The sequence below is a fragment of the Pedobacter sp. Bi126 genome (assembly GCF_918698245.1).
Classification (GTDB): domain Bacteria; phylum Bacteroidota; class Bacteroidia; order Sphingobacteriales; family Sphingobacteriaceae; genus Pedobacter.
The window spans coordinates 12620-30231 of the sequence record NZ_CAKKMS010000008.1 but is presented as its reverse complement, the minus strand read 5'-3'; the positions used below and the strand labels follow the sequence as shown (position 1 = coordinate 30231).

Here is a 17612-nt window from a genome sequence, read left to right as displayed (position 1 = left end):
TGTGCACTTGCCAACAAATATTTAAAGCGTTAAATTTGCGCTACGATTAATGAATTTCAAACACACAATATAATGTCACAAGAAAACGAACACGTTCAGTGTTTAATTATAGGTTCAGGTCCTGCAGGTTATACTGCTGCTATTTATGCTGCCAGAGCTGATTTAAAACCAATTATGTATACCGGTATGCAAGCCGGTGGGCAGCTTACGCAAACTACAGATGTAGAAAATTTTCCAGGTTATCCGCAAGGAATTATGGGGCCAGAAATGATGGAGGATTTCCGCAAGCAGGCAGAGCGTTTTGGTACCGATATCCGTTTTGGTTATGTAAGTTCGGTTGATTTTTCTTCAACGCCGCATAAAGTAGTGGTTGATGAAATTAAAACCATTACAGCTGATACCGTAATTATTGCTACAGGCGCTACAGCAAAATGGCTGGGTTTACCAAGTGAGCAACAATACAATGGGTTTGGGGTTTCGGCCTGTGCCGTGTGCGATGGTTTCTTCTTTAAAGGACAAGATGTTGCCATTGTAGGTGCTGGAGATACTGCTGCCGAAGAAGCAACATATTTAGCTAAATTATGTAAAACCGTTCATTTATTGGTTCGTAGAGACGAATTCAGAGCTTCTAAAGCAATGGTGAGCCGAGTATTGGCTACACCGAATATTGTGGTGCATTACAATACCGAAACCCAGGAGATTTTAGGTAACGGTAAAAATGTAACTGCGGTTAAAGTTTTAAATAACAAAACTGGTGTTGAGTCTGATATCGCTGTAGAAGGTTTCTTTGTGGCTATCGGTCATAAGCCAAATACTGATATTTTTAAAGGCCAGTTGGATATGGATGAAACGGGTTATTTAGCTACCAAACCAGGTTCCACTTTAACCAATATCGAAGGTGTTTTTGCCTGTGGCGATGTGCAGGATATGTATTACAGACAGGCGGTAACTGCTGCAGGTTCTGGATGTATGGCCGCGCTCGATGCCGAAAGGTACTTGGCTGCTAAAGAGCATCCTGTAGAAGCGTAAAATATTTTAATATAATTTTAAAAAGAGAAATCAGCAACGGTTTCTCTTTTTTGTTAATGTCGTCATCTCGACTGGAACGTAGTGGAATGGAGAGATCTATCAACGCTGATCTTGTTTCACTAGGCTTACAATTTCTCTTTTTTTGGAAAGCAATTGCAGTGGTTCTTTTATTGTTAGTCCTGCTTTACATTTCAAGTCCGCTCCCGATGAAAAATCGGGATTGCGTGCTTTCCATTACAATCAGGTTTAAATACTTAGGTTTCTGCTAAATTTAAAGTTGAACAGCATGCTGCCTAGAATAATTCTTCTACACTTTGCAACCCCAAATAGTTCAACTGGCTGTGCCATTTAAACCCGATCAAAGCGGGATGCCCCCGATTTTACATCGGGAGCAGAAAGCGGGAGCGGGACTATCATTACCCAAACGCTTCTGCACCTGATTTTCATAAAAGTAGTCGTCATTTCGACTGAAACGCAGTGGAATGGAGAAATCTGTTATGTAGATTTCTCGACTGCGTTGCACTCCGCTCGAAATGACGACCTTTTAATACTTAGATTATCTGCGTTATGCGGTGCAGTCAAACGGTTGATCTAAATTGTAACAAGAATGTGAGATTCGGAATCTGGCCATAATCTCTATCTTGGTTCCAACAATCAAATAAATCTATAAAAACAAAAACACAACATGAACAAAGCATTATCGATTTTTATTGGAGTATTAATCAGCACGAGTGCATTTGCGCAGAGTGATCCTAATCTGGGTATCATACCTGCACCTGTAGCCATTACCAGGGCAAACGGAAATTTCATTTTAGATAAAACCACGGTTTTAGTAAATCAAAGCATCGACGGCGCAAAGATGGCTGATTTATTAAACGCTTTTATCGTTACCAAGGCAGGTTTTGCCTTACGTGAAACTAAAATTACTCAACCTAACCAAAAAGCAATTGTTTTAACATCTGTTGGAGCAGATCAATTGCCAGCCGAAGGTTACACGATTAAAGTTACCCCTAAACAAATTATTTTAACAGGAAAAGGCGCGGGCCTTTTTTATGCGGTTCAATCTGCTATGCAGATGATGCCAGATAAAGTGGCTGATAAAATTACCATCCCTGCAGTTGATATTAACGATTATCCACGTTTTGCCTACCGCGGAACCATGTTGGATGTAAGCCGTCATTTCTTCCCGATCTCTTTTATCAAAAAATACATCGATCAGTTGGCTTATTACAAAATCAATACTTTCCACTGGCATTTAACTGACGATCAGGGCTGGAGACTGGAGATTAAAAAGTATCCTAAACTAATTGAAATCGGTTCTTCACGTAACGGAACGATTATTGGCAATTATCCGGGCAATGGCAATTATCTTACGCCCGTTAAAGGTTATTATACACAAGAAGAAGCCAAAGAAATTGTTAAATATGCAGCTACGAAATACATTACGGTAATTCCGGAAATCGAATTGCCAGGACACGCTTCTGCTGCAATTGCTGCTTATCCTGAATTAAGCTGTTTCCCTGATCGCGATACTTTTATCAGCGATAAAACACCATGGGCGGGTAGCAGAAAAGGTAAACAGGTACAACAAACCTGGGGCGTTTTTGACGATATTTTTGTGCCTTCGCAAAATACCTTTACTTTTCTTGAAAATATTTTAGACGAGGTTATCGCTATTTTCCCTTCTAAATACATTCATATTGGAGGCGATGAAGCGCCTAAAACCTATTGGAAAGAATCTACCTTCTGCCAGAACCTAATGAAAGAGAAAGGTTTGAAAGATGAGCATGAATTACAGAGTTATTTCATCCAAACGATAGAAAAACATGTAAACGGAAAGGGACGCTCGATCATTGGTTGGGATGAGATTTTAGAAGGTGGCTTGGCGCCTAATGCAACCGTAATGAGCTGGAGAGGCGAAGATGGCGGAATTGCAGCTGCACAGCAAAAACACGATGTAATTATGACCCCAGGATCGATGGGTTTATATATCGACCACAAACAATCAAACTCTCCTGACGAGCCGGTAACCATTGGCGGATTTGCCCCTTATCAAAAGATTTATGCTTACGATCCGATTCCGAAAGTGTTAACTGCCGATGAAAGAAAATACATTAAAGGTGTGCAGGCTAATATGTGGACGGAGTATATTAAAACCACAGCAAAAGCAGAAAACCATGCTTTCCCACGTTTATTGGCTTTATCTGAAATTGCATGGTCGCCGGTTGAGCGTAAAGATTTAAAGAATTTTTCTGAACAACGTTTACCAGCTCATTTGGCCCGTTTAGATAAAATGAATGTTAATTTCTGGGTACCTACACCACTTGGTCAGAGCGATAAACCCTTAACAGGCGGAGAATTTACAATTGATTTAAAAGCACCTGTAACCGGAGCTAAAATTTATTATTCGATTGATTTATCCCGTCCATCAGAAAATGCATTCTTGTACACCGCACCAATTAAAATTACAGTACCACAAGGAGAAAAAAGAGTATTAAAAACCATTGTTATTGCACCAAGTGGCAAAAGAAGCGTAGTTGCCGAAACCGTTTTAAATAACGGAGCACCAGAAGTTAAAACAGATGCAAAGAAATAAAATGTTGCTTTAAAAAGCTAAAATACTTAATTTGGGGCAACCAAAACGTCCTAAATAGAATGAAATTACAGAAATATACATTACAGCATCTCTTGTTAATAACAGGGATGCTGTTTTGTTTTGCATGCACAGAAGAAAAACCTAAAGAAATTAAGACAGAAACTGAAAAAGTGCAGAAAAACCCTTTCCGTTTTTATAAAGATATAGAAGTGAGACCCGGATTAAATTTCGAAATTGTAAGCTGGGGAAAAGGGGTTGACTCTATTGGGGGATATCAGATTCTGATGTCTGATTCAGTGCATAATAATTACAGGTCGGCCGCCGTAGATCGTAAAGGTATTGTGATTGATGCCTGGAATATGGATTTAGACAATGACGGAAATCCTGAATTGTATATTCAGCTCTTAAGCAAAAAAACAGTTTCGGATTTAAATGTTTTTGAATACACGCGTGGCGATTTCAATAAAATCAGTTTCCCTTCTTTAAGTACCAGTCAAAAGAAAGGTTATAACGGTAACGATAATTTTTTTATTAAAAATGGAGACCTGTTCCGTTCTTTTCCGGTAAAAGACAGTGCAGATAGTACTAAAACAATTACTCGGACCTATCAATATAAATTAAGTGGAAATGGCTTTTCTACAAGTGAAGTAAAGTAAGGTTTAAGGTAAAAGGCGGAAGGTAGAGGGAAAGGGTGTGGAGCATAAAGCGGCGAGGAGACTGCTTGTTACGGCTTTTTGCAATCGTTGTCATCATGAGGGATAATTTATTGTATAAAAATCAATATGAATGACGCATATCTTTTTTTTGCCCAGAGGCTCATCCTTGCCTCGGCTCGCCGCCGCCGATGGGGCTCTTTCTTTTTGCTGTCAAAAAGAAACAAAAAACACCGGCTGAAAATTTTTCTTTCAAAGCTAGTGGGTAGGCTGGGTCGGTGGAGCCAGAAAAATTTGTTAGGCCGGATTTAAGTAGAACGGGGATACCGTGCTATGGCCTAGCTGGATGGAAATTCGACGGTGGCTAAAATATTGATTAATAGTTGTTTATAGAATAACGTCAATGGTAGCGTAGTCGAAGGATCTTTCCTAGTGCTGAATAAATCGGTTATAGCATGCGCTTTAAGATTGCTTCGTGCTTCGCAATGACGACGACCACACTAATTCATCATCCTGAACTTGTTTCAGGATCTATCACGCAATTTAAAAACAATGAACAACGAAAAATTTTCTATCATCGATCGGATCAGGAGCTTTAAATATGCTTTTAACGGACTAAAACTGTTCTTCGTTAACGATCATAATGGAAGAGTTCATTTGTTTGCAGCAATCGTTGCCATTGGTTTATCCTTTTACCTGAAAATTTCCGGTTCAGAATGGATTGCCATTTTATCTGTTATTTCGGCTGTTTTTGTTGCCGAAATTTTAAATTCTGCTCTCGAAAAACTGGCCGATGTGGTTTCTCCAGAATATCATCCTAAAATTAAAGTGGTAAAAGATTTGGCTGCTGCTGCGGTTTTGGTGGCCGCGTTTTTAGCTTTGGTCGTTGGTGCCATTATTTTTATCCCAAAACTATTTTTGTAATTCGGCCATAGCAGTCCTCGATTCTTCAATCTTATCCTGGATAATGTCATCCCATCGGGCCTGCATTTTATGGTTGCTGCCATGCTCGGTTTCTTCATCATAGTTACGTTGCATGGTGTCGAAATAATTGCTGATCTGATTGGCGAGTTCAGATATTTGAGCTTTATAGTTGCTTACAGCATAGTTCCGGTTTTTTAATACCCTTTCGGCCTCCAATAATAAAACATACTGAATATCGGCGTGGCCTTGTTCGTGGTGTAAAAGACTTGCCCTAATTTCAGGATCTTTAATTTTATCCCACTTAACCCAAGATCTCGTTTTATCAATGCTCACATCATTTTTAAGCTTAATGGCAACGCGATTACGGTAAACAGTGCTGGAGTAACTGTATTTCCATGTCATAGCAGTCAGCGCAAAAAATGGCGAGCGCATATCGGCTTTGCCTTTAAAATGCGTTTCCCAATTCAATTGAATCGGCTCGGAAAAATCTTGTTTAAAAGCAAAAGTACATGGCAGTGCCAGCAAAAATAAAAGGAATATAATATGTCTTTTCACCTGTGTAATTTTAGTTTCAACGCTGGTGAAGCTATCATGACTTAGTTATTCCATTGTTAAATGGTAAATCATGATGGTTTCATGTGTTGGTTTTTACAGTGAAAAAACCGTGCCTAAAATTATTCGGGAGTAGAAATCTGTCCGCTAATGCGCTCAAATTTCTCGATCAATAAAGCTATACGTTCTTTTTCCCTGCTCATCACCGCCTTTCTTAATATCGTTGAACAAAATAACATCCATATCGCTGTTAAGCCAACAGCTAAAACTTTTTGAACAGTGTTGAAGTGCGCAAGAATTTCTACAAAATAAAATATGATGCCCAAGGAAAGTGCAATCATATAAAACCAATATAAGGAGTTGTAGAGTTTATAACGGTTTAATTGATAGGTTTTTAGGTTGTTTAAATATTCGTGCGGGTGAGCGGTGAAATCGGTTTTCGAAATTAGCCTGTAATCGCGGTACAGAATTAAGGTATATACGCCAATGGCAATAATGGTGATGCTGATTCCTACGTGTGTGGTCCACGATTCGAAGTGAAAAAAGATCCACAATGCAGCAATGGCAATAAAGGATGCCAGCATACCCAAAATGTTCAAAGCCGATTTCAGCTTGATGCCATTTACTTCTTTCTTCGCTTGTTGCAGCATTTCATCAGCAGAAACCTTAACTTCTACCTCGTGCTTTTGCCACAACTCCTGTATTTGATCAAACGCTTGCATACTGGCTATATAGTTCTGTTAATTTTTGTTTAATACGGTGAATTTTTACCCTCAAATTGCCTTCGCTTATTCCAGATATGTCGGCAATTTCGTGGTATGGTAATTCATCAAGTACCATTGTAATAATTAAACGGTCATTCTCTTCGAGCTTGGATATACATTTATAAAGTAGGGCAACCTGTTCATTTTTCTCTGAAAATTCCTCTATTTTATTTTCTATAATGTTATCTGTTAATTCGTCTTTCGCCTGTCTTTTTTCTGATCTCAAATAAGTTAAACAAGTATTCACGGCAATTCTATAAATCCACGTAGAAATTAAAGATTTGTTTCTGAACTTATCCAGATTTTGCCAAACCTTTAAAAAAGTTTCCTGTAGAAGATCGTTTGCAGCGTCGGTATCGCCAGTATAACCATAACATAAATGGAATATCTTTTTGGAATTTGAATCGAAGATCTCTTTAAATAACTTGTCTTTTTGTTCCATTTAGGGGTTTATAGTTGCGTTTTAGATGAGGATGTACATTTTTTGTTACACCAGAAATCAAAAATAATATATTTTTTGATGCTATTGACTTAAAAGTTTTTAACTACAGATGCACACAGATAAGCACGGATTTTCGTATCTGTGTGCATCCTTTCTATCTGTGGTTAAATTATTTCTGCTTTGCCGAATGGCTTAACTCAACAACGTTGATATATTTTTTAATGCCAGCTGTTATCAAAATTTGTTACACGCCGTAAATATCGTAGTTTTACCAAATTAAGAGTACCACAAACTTTTTATATTCATGAAAAAAAACAAACTCACGCTTTTCATTTTCTTAGCGCTGATTGCGGGTATTGCATTGGGCTATATTTTAAATGTCAATTCAATCGATGTCTATAACCAGAAAATACTCACTGCCGATGCGAAAGTTAAAAGTATAGAGGTAAGCATTGCCAAAACTACCGATACCACCAGTATTGGCTATACACAACTTAAGGCCGAAAGAAAAGTAAATGCTAAAATCAAAAAAGAAAACGAAGATATCAGGGAGAAAAAATTAGAATATTTTACGTTGTTGAGCGATATCTTTCTTCGCCTGATTAAAATGATTGTTGCGCCATTGGTATTTACAACCTTAGTAGTTGGTGTAGCCAAAGTAGGCGATATTAAGGCCGTAGGTAGAATTGGCGGTAAAACATTGGGCTGGTTTTTGGCCATGTCGTTAATGTCGCTGGTACTGGGTATGATTTTGGTAAACTTATTCGAACCCGGAAGACATATGAAATTATCATTGCCCGATCAATTGGTAAATACCGGGATACAGAAAGCATCGATGAGTGTGAAAGATTTTATCGCGCACGTTTTTCCAAAAAGCATTGCCGAATCGATGTCAACCAACGAAATTTTGCAGATTGTTGTATTCTCTTTATTCTTTGGTGTAGCAACAGCTGCCATTGGTGATTTAGGCCAGATTGTAATTAAAGCATTCGATGCCATTGCGCACGTAATCTTAAAAATGACCGGTTATGTAATGAATTTTGCACCATTGGCCGTTTTTGGAGCAATGACCGCCATTGTGGCCAAACAAGGTTTGAATGTACTTAATACCTATGCCATATTTATAGGCGAATTTTATCTGGGTTTGGCCATACTCTGGGCAGTTTTAATTTTCTTAGGGTTTTTGGTACTGAAGAAGCGTATTTTCCGTTTGGTAAATGATATGAAAGAGCCTGCGCTCTTGGCTTTCAGTACAGCGAGTAGCGAAGCAGCTTATCCAAAAACAATGATGCTTTTAGAGCGTTTTGGCTGTAAAGATAAAATTGTAAGTTTTGTACTGCCATTGGGTTATTCGTTTAATCTGGATGGTTCGATGATGTACATGACCTTTGCTTCCTTATTTATTGCGCAGGCTTATGGCATTCATTTAGGTTTCGAGCAGCAAATTTCGATGCTTTTAATCCTCATGTTAACCAGTAAAGGAATTGCTGGTGTACCAAGGGCATCATTAGTGGTAATTGCTGGTACCATCGCGAGCTTTAATATTCCGGAAGCAGGATTAGCTTTGTTAATTGGTATTGATCCTTTATTGGATATGGGCCGCTCTGCAACTAATGTTGTTGGAAATAGCATCGCAACAGCAGTGGTAAGTAAGTGGGAAGGAGAGCTTAAGGAGGCGTAAGTCTAAAGTCGGCAGTCTTGAGTCCTATTGTCTCATTCAATAATTCATTCATTCAAACATTCAATAACTCAATTATTCAATCAATCTCTCATTCAATAATTAAATATTCATTCAATAATTCAACATCAAGTGTCAAGTAGAGGAAAAAAAATATTCTTAGCCATTACCATTATCGTTCCGATGATCATTTATTGTTACATCTATTATAAACCTATTATACAGAATGCGCCTTTTCGTAAAGATGATTTTGTGTCAATGCAATATAGTTATGGTTTAAAAGATACTTTGGAGAACACATATGATTCAAAGACTGGTGTTTACCACTACGTAAATAATAAAGACTCAGTAGTTACCAAAAAGTTCTTTTTAAAGAGCAATGATGTGTTATACATGCATAGAAAGGCAAACGAAATCGGCCTTTGGAATTTCCCAGATACCATTGGTAAAAAAAGTGATAAATCCAGACTGGTACCGCGTTATGATATCACTTTCAATTATAAAAAGAAGTCAAAACACGTGACCATTTATGGCGACTTTGATGGCAATCCAAAATTACTGGATGCGGCTGTTCAAATGAGAAAAATCATTCAGGAAACGTTATTACAAGCCGAAAAAAGAAGCGGAAAGTAGGTCAGGTTAGTCGGGAGTCCAGAGTCTCAAGTCGATTAAATTAAATTGGCGTTTGAGACAATTAACCGATTAAACCATTGACCAATGCATTAAATGGTCAATAAACCAAAAAAGACTTTAATAAAGCGTTAAATGTTAGCGTTTTGTTAAAGTCTTTTTCCTTTTAGGATGTTTTCGTATATTTACGATATATTCGTAATAATGGAAAAATTAACATTGCAGGAAGAGGAAGCCATGCTGGCTGTTTGGCAGATAGGTAAGGGCTTTATCAAAGATTTTATGGATGTACTTCCCGATCCCAAACCACCGTATACTACATTGGCATCTACCATCAAGAATTTAGAACGCAAGGGATATTTGATGAGCGAACGTTTTGCCAATGCTAACCGCTATAGTGCAAAAGTTAAGGAAGTAGAATATAAAAAGCGCTTTATGAGTGGTTTTGTGAATAATTATTTCCAGAGCTCTTATAAAGAACTGGTTGCTTTTTTTGCAAAGGATAAAAAAATAAGTGCGGAGGAACTTAAAGAGATTATAAATTTAATTGAGAACCCTGAAAAGTAAATGCCATGCCACATTTCTTTATCATTTTATTGAAAATTAATCTGGTGCTGATCTTGTTTTCTGCAACCTATTACCTGGTGTTGCGGAGACTAACATTTTACTCCATCAACAGGATATTTCTGCTGTTTGGAATCGTCTTTTCTTCTGCCTATCCATTTATTAACCTCACCGAGTTTTTCGCCGGCAGGAAAACTGTACCTGCCTTTGTTCCACAATTTAACCAGCATGTAAGTGAATTTGTAAGACAAGATGCCGTTTCGGTATTTTGGCAAGGACTTACGGTGCTTTTTTATACCGGTGTTTTATTGATGGCCTTAAGATTACTAGTGCAGTTTATTTCGCTTTATAGCATGCATAAAAATTCTTCACCCGATCATTTAGATGATTATAAAGTGAGGATTTTAAACGAAGAAGTAAGCCCGTTTAGTTTTTGGCAGACCATTTATATCAATCCGCGTCTGCATAAAAAGCAAGATTTAAACAATATTCTAGAACATGAAAAAGTACATGTAGAAGAATGGCATACTTTAGATATTATTCTGGCCGAAATCTGTGTGGTTTTCTATTGGTTTAATCCAGGGGTTTGGTTGATGAAAAAGGCAGTAAGGGAAAATATTGAGTTTATTACCGACGCAAAGATTTTAAAAAAAGGGATCGATAAAAAAGCTTATCAATATAGCTTGCTAGATGTTGGAACGTTGCAGTCACCGATAGCTATTGTGAATAATTTTAATCTATCCGACCTTAAAAAGCGGATTAAAATGATGAACGCGAAACGTTCATCAAAAGTAAATTTAACCAGGTATTTATTTGTGTTACCGATATTGCTTTGCGTTACCTTAGCGTTTACCATCGATAACAAGGAGGTAAAGAAAAGTTTAGCACCCCTAACCAAAATGGTGGATGATGTTTTGCCCGAAAAGGTTGCTGCGGTAGCTGTACAACCTAAAACAGTTTTAAAAGCTAAATTCAAAAGGAGAATAATCATTGATACGCTGAAAGCACCCGATACCACCACCAAAATGACTTTTATTTTTAAAAGCATTGTAGACGGTGCAGATTCTTCACGAAAATCGATAGAAGAGACTTTAAAAGGTTTAGGTAAGCAAGTGAAGATCATGAGGTTTAAAACGGATGGAACTTTTAAAGGCAAAAATTTTGTACAACATTTTAGCTTTACTGATACCTCAAATGCAGACCATAAAAATATTACTATTAATGTTTTAGCTGACAAAAATGGTGATTTCGAAAATTTACCAATACCAAGGAAAAACGGTGTTGCGATGTTTTATTTTTTAAAATCAACGGACAAAACTTCATCTGCTGAAGACGGAAATCAACGTGTAACAGGCAATGGAACTATAGTTAACGAAACCACAACCTATTTTTTAAATGGCAATAAAATATCAAAAGAGGAGCTTGATAAATTGAATGTAAATAAAATTTCTGATCTCAAAGTTGATAGAAATAACCAGGCAATCCAGATTAGTATGAAGCCATAGTTGATTTCATCTGATTCGTCATTTCGAGCGCAGTTGCTATTGAAAAAAAATCTGCGTTTATCCTCTAAATCTGCAGGAAAACGAATAGCCAATCGTTTTTTTCCCGCAGATCAAAAAGATTTCGCAGATTTAAGTTCGAAGACCTGTTCATCTGATTGTATTCAGAAGGCTTTGTCGTTCCTCCTCGAAATGTCGAATCTATTTATTAAAAATTAAAAGTAGCCTTCAGCATGGCCACCCTTCCTGGTATATAATAAGTTCCGGTGGTGAGTGAATTTGCAGAAAGATAAATTGCATCAAACCTTTTGATATTGGTCAGATTGGTTATGCCAAATTCTAAATCTGTTTTCATTTTTAATAGTTTGTATTTGATGTTCATATCTGCAAAAAGATATTTCAGATTAGGTTGTGTAGATTGATGCGTAAATAAATGCTCTACGGATAAATTTAAATACACATTTCTAACGGTGGCAATGGCCAGGGTAGATTGCTGCCTAAGCTGTTGGAAATTGGTTTTAATTGCATCGGCCACTTTAGCTTTATTATCGGTTACCGAGAAATTTGCAAGGTAGGACCAATTGATAAAATTGGTAAGTTTTGCTTCTATACCTACTTTATAAGAAACCGTTTGAGCGTTAAAGGCAAATAGTTCATTATTCTGCAATTGATCATATTTACTCTGCGAAAAACTTACTCCAGCACTTACCGTACTTCTCAGGTCGAAAAGATATTTACTTGCATTTGCACTGAATGAGAGGGTACGGATGTGGTTGTTTAGCGGCAAAACAATCCTTTGCTGAATGTTGTTGCTCAAACTGTATGAAGAAATGGTGTTCAGTTTAGCATCGCTGTAGTTAGCGGTTAAATTAATAAACAACATTTGCATCGCTTTTCTAAAGTTAAAGCCAGCCCCAACGTTATGGGTTTTCGATTCCGAAATCGGTGCATTGTTTGCGAAAAGTGAGCGGTAATTTTTTAATACTGTACCACGATAAACATCATCAATTCCTCCCAAATCATTTCGGAATGCATAATTTGCCGTTACATAATTCTCAGGACTGGTTTGATATTTAAAATTAAATGAAGGGTTTAGGAATAATTTGTGCAGGCTTTTGTCCAGTTGATTTACCTCATCACTGTACTTGATCTGGTTATAACTGAAAGGTAAACTCAGTCCCGTTTTCAATTTATCGTTTGTAAATTCATAGGTCGCATCTGCATAAAGTTTGGTTTTAAGCCAGTCCAGATCGTTTACCGCATTACCCGAAACCAGTTCTGTTTGCTGGTTATTTTGTGTACGGTAAAGTTCAGTGTTGAGCTGTTGCTGCTGTACACTAAAACCTGCCTTATAGGTTTGTACGAAATTGTTTTTTACAAAAGCAAACGATGCATAATTATTAGTGTACCAGGTTGGTATTTTAATGTACTGGTTTAAGCCGAGGTAACTATTTCCGTTGTTTAAGATATCGGCATTAAGGCCAGGTGTAATGTTTAGCGTTTCAGGCTGTGTTGTGCTGTTTAAATAGGAGTAGAGGTTGATTACATCTTCCGACTTCAATTTTTTTCGGTAATTAAATTCATTAGAAATATCGAGTGTTTCCTGCCGAAGTACCTGATTGGCCGCAACATTATTGATTACAAAGCCAGAAGAAGTTTTATAAGGTGCATAATCCAATACAAAGTTGTTGTTCAGATAGTATTTTTCTGCATTCCCATTTAAGTTGAATTGGGTTCTTAATTTTTGTGGATTGATCGCATTGTTCTGCGATTCTGAATAACTGATGGTTTGGTCCGAAAGGTAAGTTTCCGAAAATTTGCTGTATTGTTGATCGCGCTGATCATATAAGTACGAAAGGTTTGCCCTCAATTGCAGGTCCTGATTAAACTTATATAAGTTGTTTAGATTGATTAGTCCAGCTTTATTAAAAAGATACCTGCTTTGCGGTAAAGAGGGCACACCGGCAGCTCCTGTAGACAGCAATCCACTCGGCTTATCGTTGTCGAGGCGTTTTAAATAATCCGATAAATTATGCGAGGTGAGGTCAATACCCGGATCGTTACCAATGTTATTGCCTTTAATATTGTTGATAAACTTTAGTTTTTTATTGAACAGCATTGCTGTGAGGTTTTCGTCAAAGCGGTCGGGCATTCCGGCACCGACCGTGGCATCGCCCATTACCTTAAGTTTAGCATCGTCTTTAATCACCAGGTTAAGTGCAACATCATCACTCATGTTGTTTTTGCGCATCATTTTAATCGGTTGATCATTCTGGATCACCTGTACCTTATCAACAGCGCTCTGTGGGATGCTTTTAGTGCCAATGTTATACTTGTCGTCCAAAAGATTATCACCATCTACATACAGGTTAGAAATGGCTTTTCCGTTATAGCTGATCTTTCCATTTTCGGCAACTTCGATACCAGGCATTTTTTTAAGTACATCGCCGATACTTCTATCTTGTTTATCGGCAAAATCAGATGGCCTGTAATTTAAGGTATCACCATTTGCCTTTAAAGATGGCCGGTTTTTTACGGTAACTGTTTCTAATGCGGTTTCGCTGTTCTGCAGAACCAGATCATAACTTTTGTTTACATCGGCCACAACCGTGCTCAGTTTTTTATAGCCAATGCTCGATGCTTCTATTTTATAGCCGGAAATCTGATCATTTTTTAAAGCAATACTAAACTCGCCATTGCGGTTGGTTCTGCTAAAATTAATAATATTTCCCTCGGGATCTTTTAAACTGATATTAACAGATTCAATCGCTTTTCCCTTGCTATCCTTAACCATTCCTTTGATCGGTTTTTGTGCCAGCACCGAAAAAGCAGCAAACAGTAGCACCAGCATTATAGCGCATTTTCTCATTTTTTCTCTGGAATTTCGATTGGATTGTTGATCTCGGGTTTGCTTATCGTTGTGCCTCCAGCCGGGCGGGGAGCAGGATTAGCCTTAAAAGAACCTTGCATGCCACTTGCGGCCATTTGGGCCTGCATAAAACCTTGAGGGTCTTTATTTCTGGCTTCTTTAAGTTTATCTAGTTCTTTCCTTGTGGTTTTAATGGCATCTGCAGGTAATTTAATCTCCGATCCAAGGTAAGAGGTACTCACATCTATTCCCACCATTTTTACTACGCCTGTGCCATTGGGCGTTACAATTTTGCCATCCTCACCTGAGTTTGTTTGGTTGGCATCGTCTTTTACGTTTTCAAGGCCAGCGAATGTAAATTTTACTTCTTTTTTCTCATCATAAGCTTCTACAATTAAGCCTGGTAATCCATTTAATTTCCATGGGCCACTTTGAAAAGGTATTTCTGTGGCAAACCAGGCAATCCATTTTCTGCCTTTAAAGGTTGCGGTTGCTTTCTGGCACGGTATCCCTGAAAAACTCATGGTATCTTTTAAAATCTTCCAATCAATTTGTGGAGCAGTTTCTTCAACAAGGTAATTGTTAAATAAGCGCTCTTTGGTAATCATTTTATGTTCATTGGCAAAAAAGAAATAATCTTCCTGTGTTAACGGAGCTTTCATTTCACTTTTCACCTCGATTTTGATATTGGAGTTGCCTGTTTGGTTTTTCATCTGCTCCTGAATCTGCTTCTGGGTATTTAACGCTTGGTTCAGCTTATCGTAACTGGTATAAACAGAAGCATTTTTTCCCGTTACAAGCAACATATTTTCAGTGCGGGGCTTATCCCTTTGGGTAGTATCCGCAATGTGCGTAAGAGTATATCTTACTCTGGCCAGGGCCTTATCAGGGCTTTGGGCTTTAACTGAAAAGCTTAGTACTGTTGCTAAACAGATAATTAAGGTTGGTTTCATGAGATCTGGTTTTAAGTTGTCTATTTAATTTTCGTAAAACAACGAATAATTCGTAGTTGTGAAAATGCTTTAACATTTTTTAACGAAAAGAATTAAGTAGGCGCTTCAGCTGCGGAGATATAGATTAACGGAGAATTATTGCTATTATCTTAAGGTGAAAGAAGAATTTGTCATTCTGAATGTAATGAAGAATCTCTCTGGGCTGAACTAGGTTCTAAGTCTATTAAGTAAAAATTCTTCGCTGCGTTGAAAATGACAGTTGACCCTGACTGGAATACTACTCAGGAAAATATTTGGAAATGAATGGTTATAGATCTATCGGTTGGTGCCTCACCGACCGAAACCCAATAGTATGCCCGCAAGGGTTTAATTACGATTTGGAAATAATCGGCTTGTGGTTCTTGGCAGGCTTCAGTCCTGCTTTACGCTTTACTCCGTTGCACTTCGTGTTCGCTCCAATCAGGTTTAGGAACAAGGGTTTCTTCCCCTTGCAACTCCGAAAATGAAATACTGTTTTGGCCCAATAGCCCAGCTGAAGCGTTACCCCAATGTCATTAAGGTAAGCGCTTTTAACCACGGATGCACACAGATAAACACGGATTTCATATCTGTGTACATCCTTCCTATCTGTGGTTAAATTAATGCTCCAGTATAAGCATTCACAGGAATAGGCTGTAGGGTAGGCTTAATCTAAGGATTATTGAACCAAGATTATATCTATCGGTTGGTGTCTCACCGACCGAAACGCAATAGTATGCCCGCAAGCGTTTAATTATGATTTGGAAATGATCGGTTTGTGGTTATTGGCAGGCTTCAGTCCTGCTTTACGCTTTACTCCGTTGCACTTCGTGTTCGCTCCAATCAGGTTTAGGAACAAGGGTTTGTGCACCCTGCACCCATAAAATGAAATGCAGTCTTAATTAGATCTATCGGTTGGCGTCTCACCGACCGAAACCCAATAGTATGCTCGCAAGCGTTTAATTATGATTTGGAAATGATCGGCTTGTGGTTATTGGCAGGCTTCAGTCCTGCTTTACGCTTTACTCCGTTGCACTTCGTGTTCGCTCCAATCAGGTTTAGGAACAAGGGTTTGTGCACCCTGTACTCATAAAAATGAAATGCAGTCTTAATTTTCTAGCCCTGGTTGAAGCGTTACCCTGCAGCAACGAGGTACGAGGAAGCGAAGCGTATAAGCGTAAAACGGGAAGAAACTTAATATTTTGCACTGACCTTGCGCTCCAATCGTAAGTGTTTGCTTCAATAGAAAGGAAGGCCGGCTTAGCCTAAGAATTATTAAGCCATGATTTTCTAAAAATGCAATTAACATAGTTGTCAAATCGATCTTGAAATCCTTAAATTCTCCGAATCCTGATGCCGTATGATTTTAGTGAAAAATATTTTCGATATGTATTTGTGTGTTAATTGAATTTGTTCTATATTTGCACCTCGTTAAATAAAAATTAAAAAACTAATATTTAAACAATGTACGCAATAGTAAATATAGCAGGGCAGCAATTTAAAGTTGCTAAAGACCAGCACCTTTTTGTACACAGATTACAAGGAGATGAAGGCGCTAGTATTGAATTTGATAATGTATTGTTGGTTGACAACGGTGGTGCAATTACTGTAGGTGCTCCTGCAGTTAAAGGTGCTAAAGTTTCAGCTAAGATCGTATCTCATTTAAAAGGTGATAAAGTAATTATTTTCCACAAAAAACGTAGAAAAGGTTACAAAAAGAAAAATGGTCACCGCCAGTTTTTCACTAAGATTCAGATCTCTGACATCACTCTATAATTAATTGTTAACCCAATAATTCGCTTTTTAGCGAGTTACAAAATATAAAATCATGGCACACAAAAAAGGAGCCGGTAGTTCGAAAAACGGACGTGAATCGCATAGTAAGCGTTTAGGTATTAAAATTTTCGGTGGGCAATTAGCTATCGCTGGAAACATTTTAGTACGTCAACGTGGAACAAAACACCACCCTGATAAAGGTGTTGGTATTGGTAGAGACCACACTTTATTTGCTTTAGTTGATGGTACTGTAATTTTCAGAAAGAAACAAGATAACAAATCTTATGTTTCTATCCTTCCTATCACTGAAGCTGAAATCGAAGCAGCAGTAGCTAAAGCACCAGTTGCTAAAAAAGCGGTTGCGAAAAAAGAAGTTGTAGCTGAAGAGGCTGTTGAAGCAGCACCAGTTGCTAAAAAAGCACCTGCTAAAAAAGCAGCTAAAAAAGACGAAACTACTGAAGAAGCTGCACCTGCAGAATAATTAGTAACAATTTATAAAGGAAAGTCCCGATGCAAATCGGGACTTTTTTGTTTTTATATGGTTCCACTGGTTCATTAGTCATTAGTTCATTGGTCAAATCAGTTAATTGGACGAAGCAATCTTAACGCGATCACTTTATTATAGTTTTTCACCATATAAGGAATGTAAGAACATATGGGGC

At 37.8% G+C, this 17612-nt stretch carries 15 protein-coding genes; 10 read left to right on the top strand and 5 right to left on the bottom strand.

Annotated elements, in window-relative coordinates; all coding sequences use genetic code 11:
* Positions 1–72 precede the first annotated feature (72 nt).
* The 4 genes from trxB (at position 73) to LQ201_RS22875 (ending at position 5202) form a co-directional block, all read left to right on the top strand.
* Positions 73–1029, top strand: a complete 957-nt coding sequence (trxB, locus tag LQ201_RS22890) for a thioredoxin-disulfide reductase (RefSeq protein WP_113951968.1) — start codon at positions 73–75, stop codon at positions 1027–1029.
* A 685-nt stretch (positions 1030–1714) separates the two neighbouring features.
* Positions 1715–3625: a beta-N-acetylhexosaminidase gene (locus LQ201_RS22885; protein WP_230146007.1), complete on the top strand. Its 1911-nt coding sequence runs from the start codon at positions 1715–1717 to the stop codon at positions 3623–3625.
* A gap of 59 nt (positions 3626–3684) precedes the next feature.
* Positions 3685–4281, top strand: coding sequence for a hypothetical protein (locus LQ201_RS22880; RefSeq protein ID WP_230146006.1), 597 nt, complete (start codon positions 3685–3687; stop codon positions 4279–4281).
* A 549-nt stretch (positions 4282–4830) separates the two neighbouring features.
* Positions 4831–5202, top strand: coding sequence for a diacylglycerol kinase family protein (locus tag LQ201_RS22875; protein ID WP_230146005.1), 372 nt, complete (start codon positions 4831–4833; stop codon positions 5200–5202).
* Here the strand turns inward: LQ201_RS22875 and LQ201_RS22870 are convergent.
* The 3 genes from LQ201_RS22870 to LQ201_RS22860 all read right to left on the bottom strand — a co-directional run bounded on the left by LQ201_RS22870 (position 5191) and on the right by LQ201_RS22860 (position 6960).
* The gene (locus LQ201_RS22870; RefSeq protein ID WP_230146004.1) at positions 5191–5757 is read right to left on the bottom strand and encodes a DUF922 domain-containing protein; all 567 of its coding nucleotides are present in this window, start codon (positions 5755–5757) and stop codon (positions 5191–5193) included. The genes LQ201_RS22875 and LQ201_RS22870 overlap by 12 nt on opposite strands.
* Before the next feature lie 119 nt (positions 5758–5876).
* Positions 5877–6476, bottom strand: coding sequence for a hypothetical protein (locus LQ201_RS22865; RefSeq protein ID WP_230146003.1), 600 nt, complete (start codon positions 6474–6476; stop codon positions 5877–5879).
* Positions 6463–6960, bottom strand: coding sequence for an RNA polymerase sigma factor (locus LQ201_RS22860; RefSeq protein WP_029275756.1), 498 nt, complete (start codon positions 6958–6960; stop codon positions 6463–6465). The genes LQ201_RS22865 and LQ201_RS22860 overlap by 14 nt, the downstream gene beginning before the upstream one ends.
* 304 nt (positions 6961–7264) lie before the next feature.
* Here LQ201_RS22860 and LQ201_RS22855 point away from each other — a divergent pair, with 304 nt between their 5' ends.
* The 4 genes from LQ201_RS22855 (at position 7265) to LQ201_RS22840 (ending at position 11337) form a co-directional block, all read left to right on the top strand.
* Positions 7265–8641 (top strand): dicarboxylate/amino acid:cation symporter, encoded by a 1377-nt coding sequence (locus LQ201_RS22855; protein WP_230146002.1) that lies wholly within the window; start codon positions 7265–7267, stop codon positions 8639–8641.
* Positions 8642–8770: 129 nt separating this feature from the next.
* Entirely contained in the window at positions 8771–9271 is a 501-nt protein-coding gene (locus LQ201_RS22850; RefSeq protein WP_230146001.1) for a hypothetical protein, read from the top strand.
* 201 nt (positions 9272–9472) lie between these two features.
* Complete coding sequence (locus LQ201_RS22845; RefSeq protein ID WP_108201046.1) at positions 9473–9835, top strand: BlaI/MecI/CopY family transcriptional regulator; 363 nt, start codon at positions 9473–9475, stop codon at positions 9833–9835.
* 5 nt (positions 9836–9840) lie between these two features.
* Positions 9841–11337: a M56 family metallopeptidase gene (locus LQ201_RS22840; protein ID WP_230146000.1), complete on the top strand. Its 1497-nt coding sequence runs from the start codon at positions 9841–9843 to the stop codon at positions 11335–11337.
* Positions 11338–11542: 205 nt separating this feature from the next.
* On the opposite strand, the gene LQ201_RS22835 is transcribed toward LQ201_RS22840, so the two are convergent.
* Positions 11543–14203, bottom strand: a complete 2661-nt coding sequence (locus tag LQ201_RS22835) for a TonB-dependent receptor (RefSeq protein WP_230145999.1) — start codon at positions 14201–14203, stop codon at positions 11543–11545.
* Positions 14200–15156, bottom strand: a complete 957-nt coding sequence (locus tag LQ201_RS22830) for a GLPGLI family protein (protein WP_230145998.1) — start codon at positions 15154–15156, stop codon at positions 14200–14202. The genes LQ201_RS22835 and LQ201_RS22830 overlap by 4 nt, the downstream gene beginning before the upstream one ends.
* 1482 nt (positions 15157–16638) lie before the next feature.
* On the opposite strand from LQ201_RS22830, the gene rplU reads away from it, so the two are divergent.
* Both rplU and rpmA read left to right on the top strand, forming a co-directional pair.
* Positions 16639–16950, top strand: coding sequence for a 50S ribosomal protein L21 (rplU, locus tag LQ201_RS22825; protein WP_025146774.1), 312 nt, complete (start codon positions 16639–16641; stop codon positions 16948–16950).
* 52 nt (positions 16951–17002) lie between these two features.
* Complete coding sequence (gene rpmA / locus LQ201_RS22820; RefSeq protein ID WP_230145997.1) at positions 17003–17431, top strand: 50S ribosomal protein L27; 429 nt, start codon at positions 17003–17005, stop codon at positions 17429–17431.
* The last annotated feature ends 181 nt before the right edge of the window (positions 17432–17612 follow it).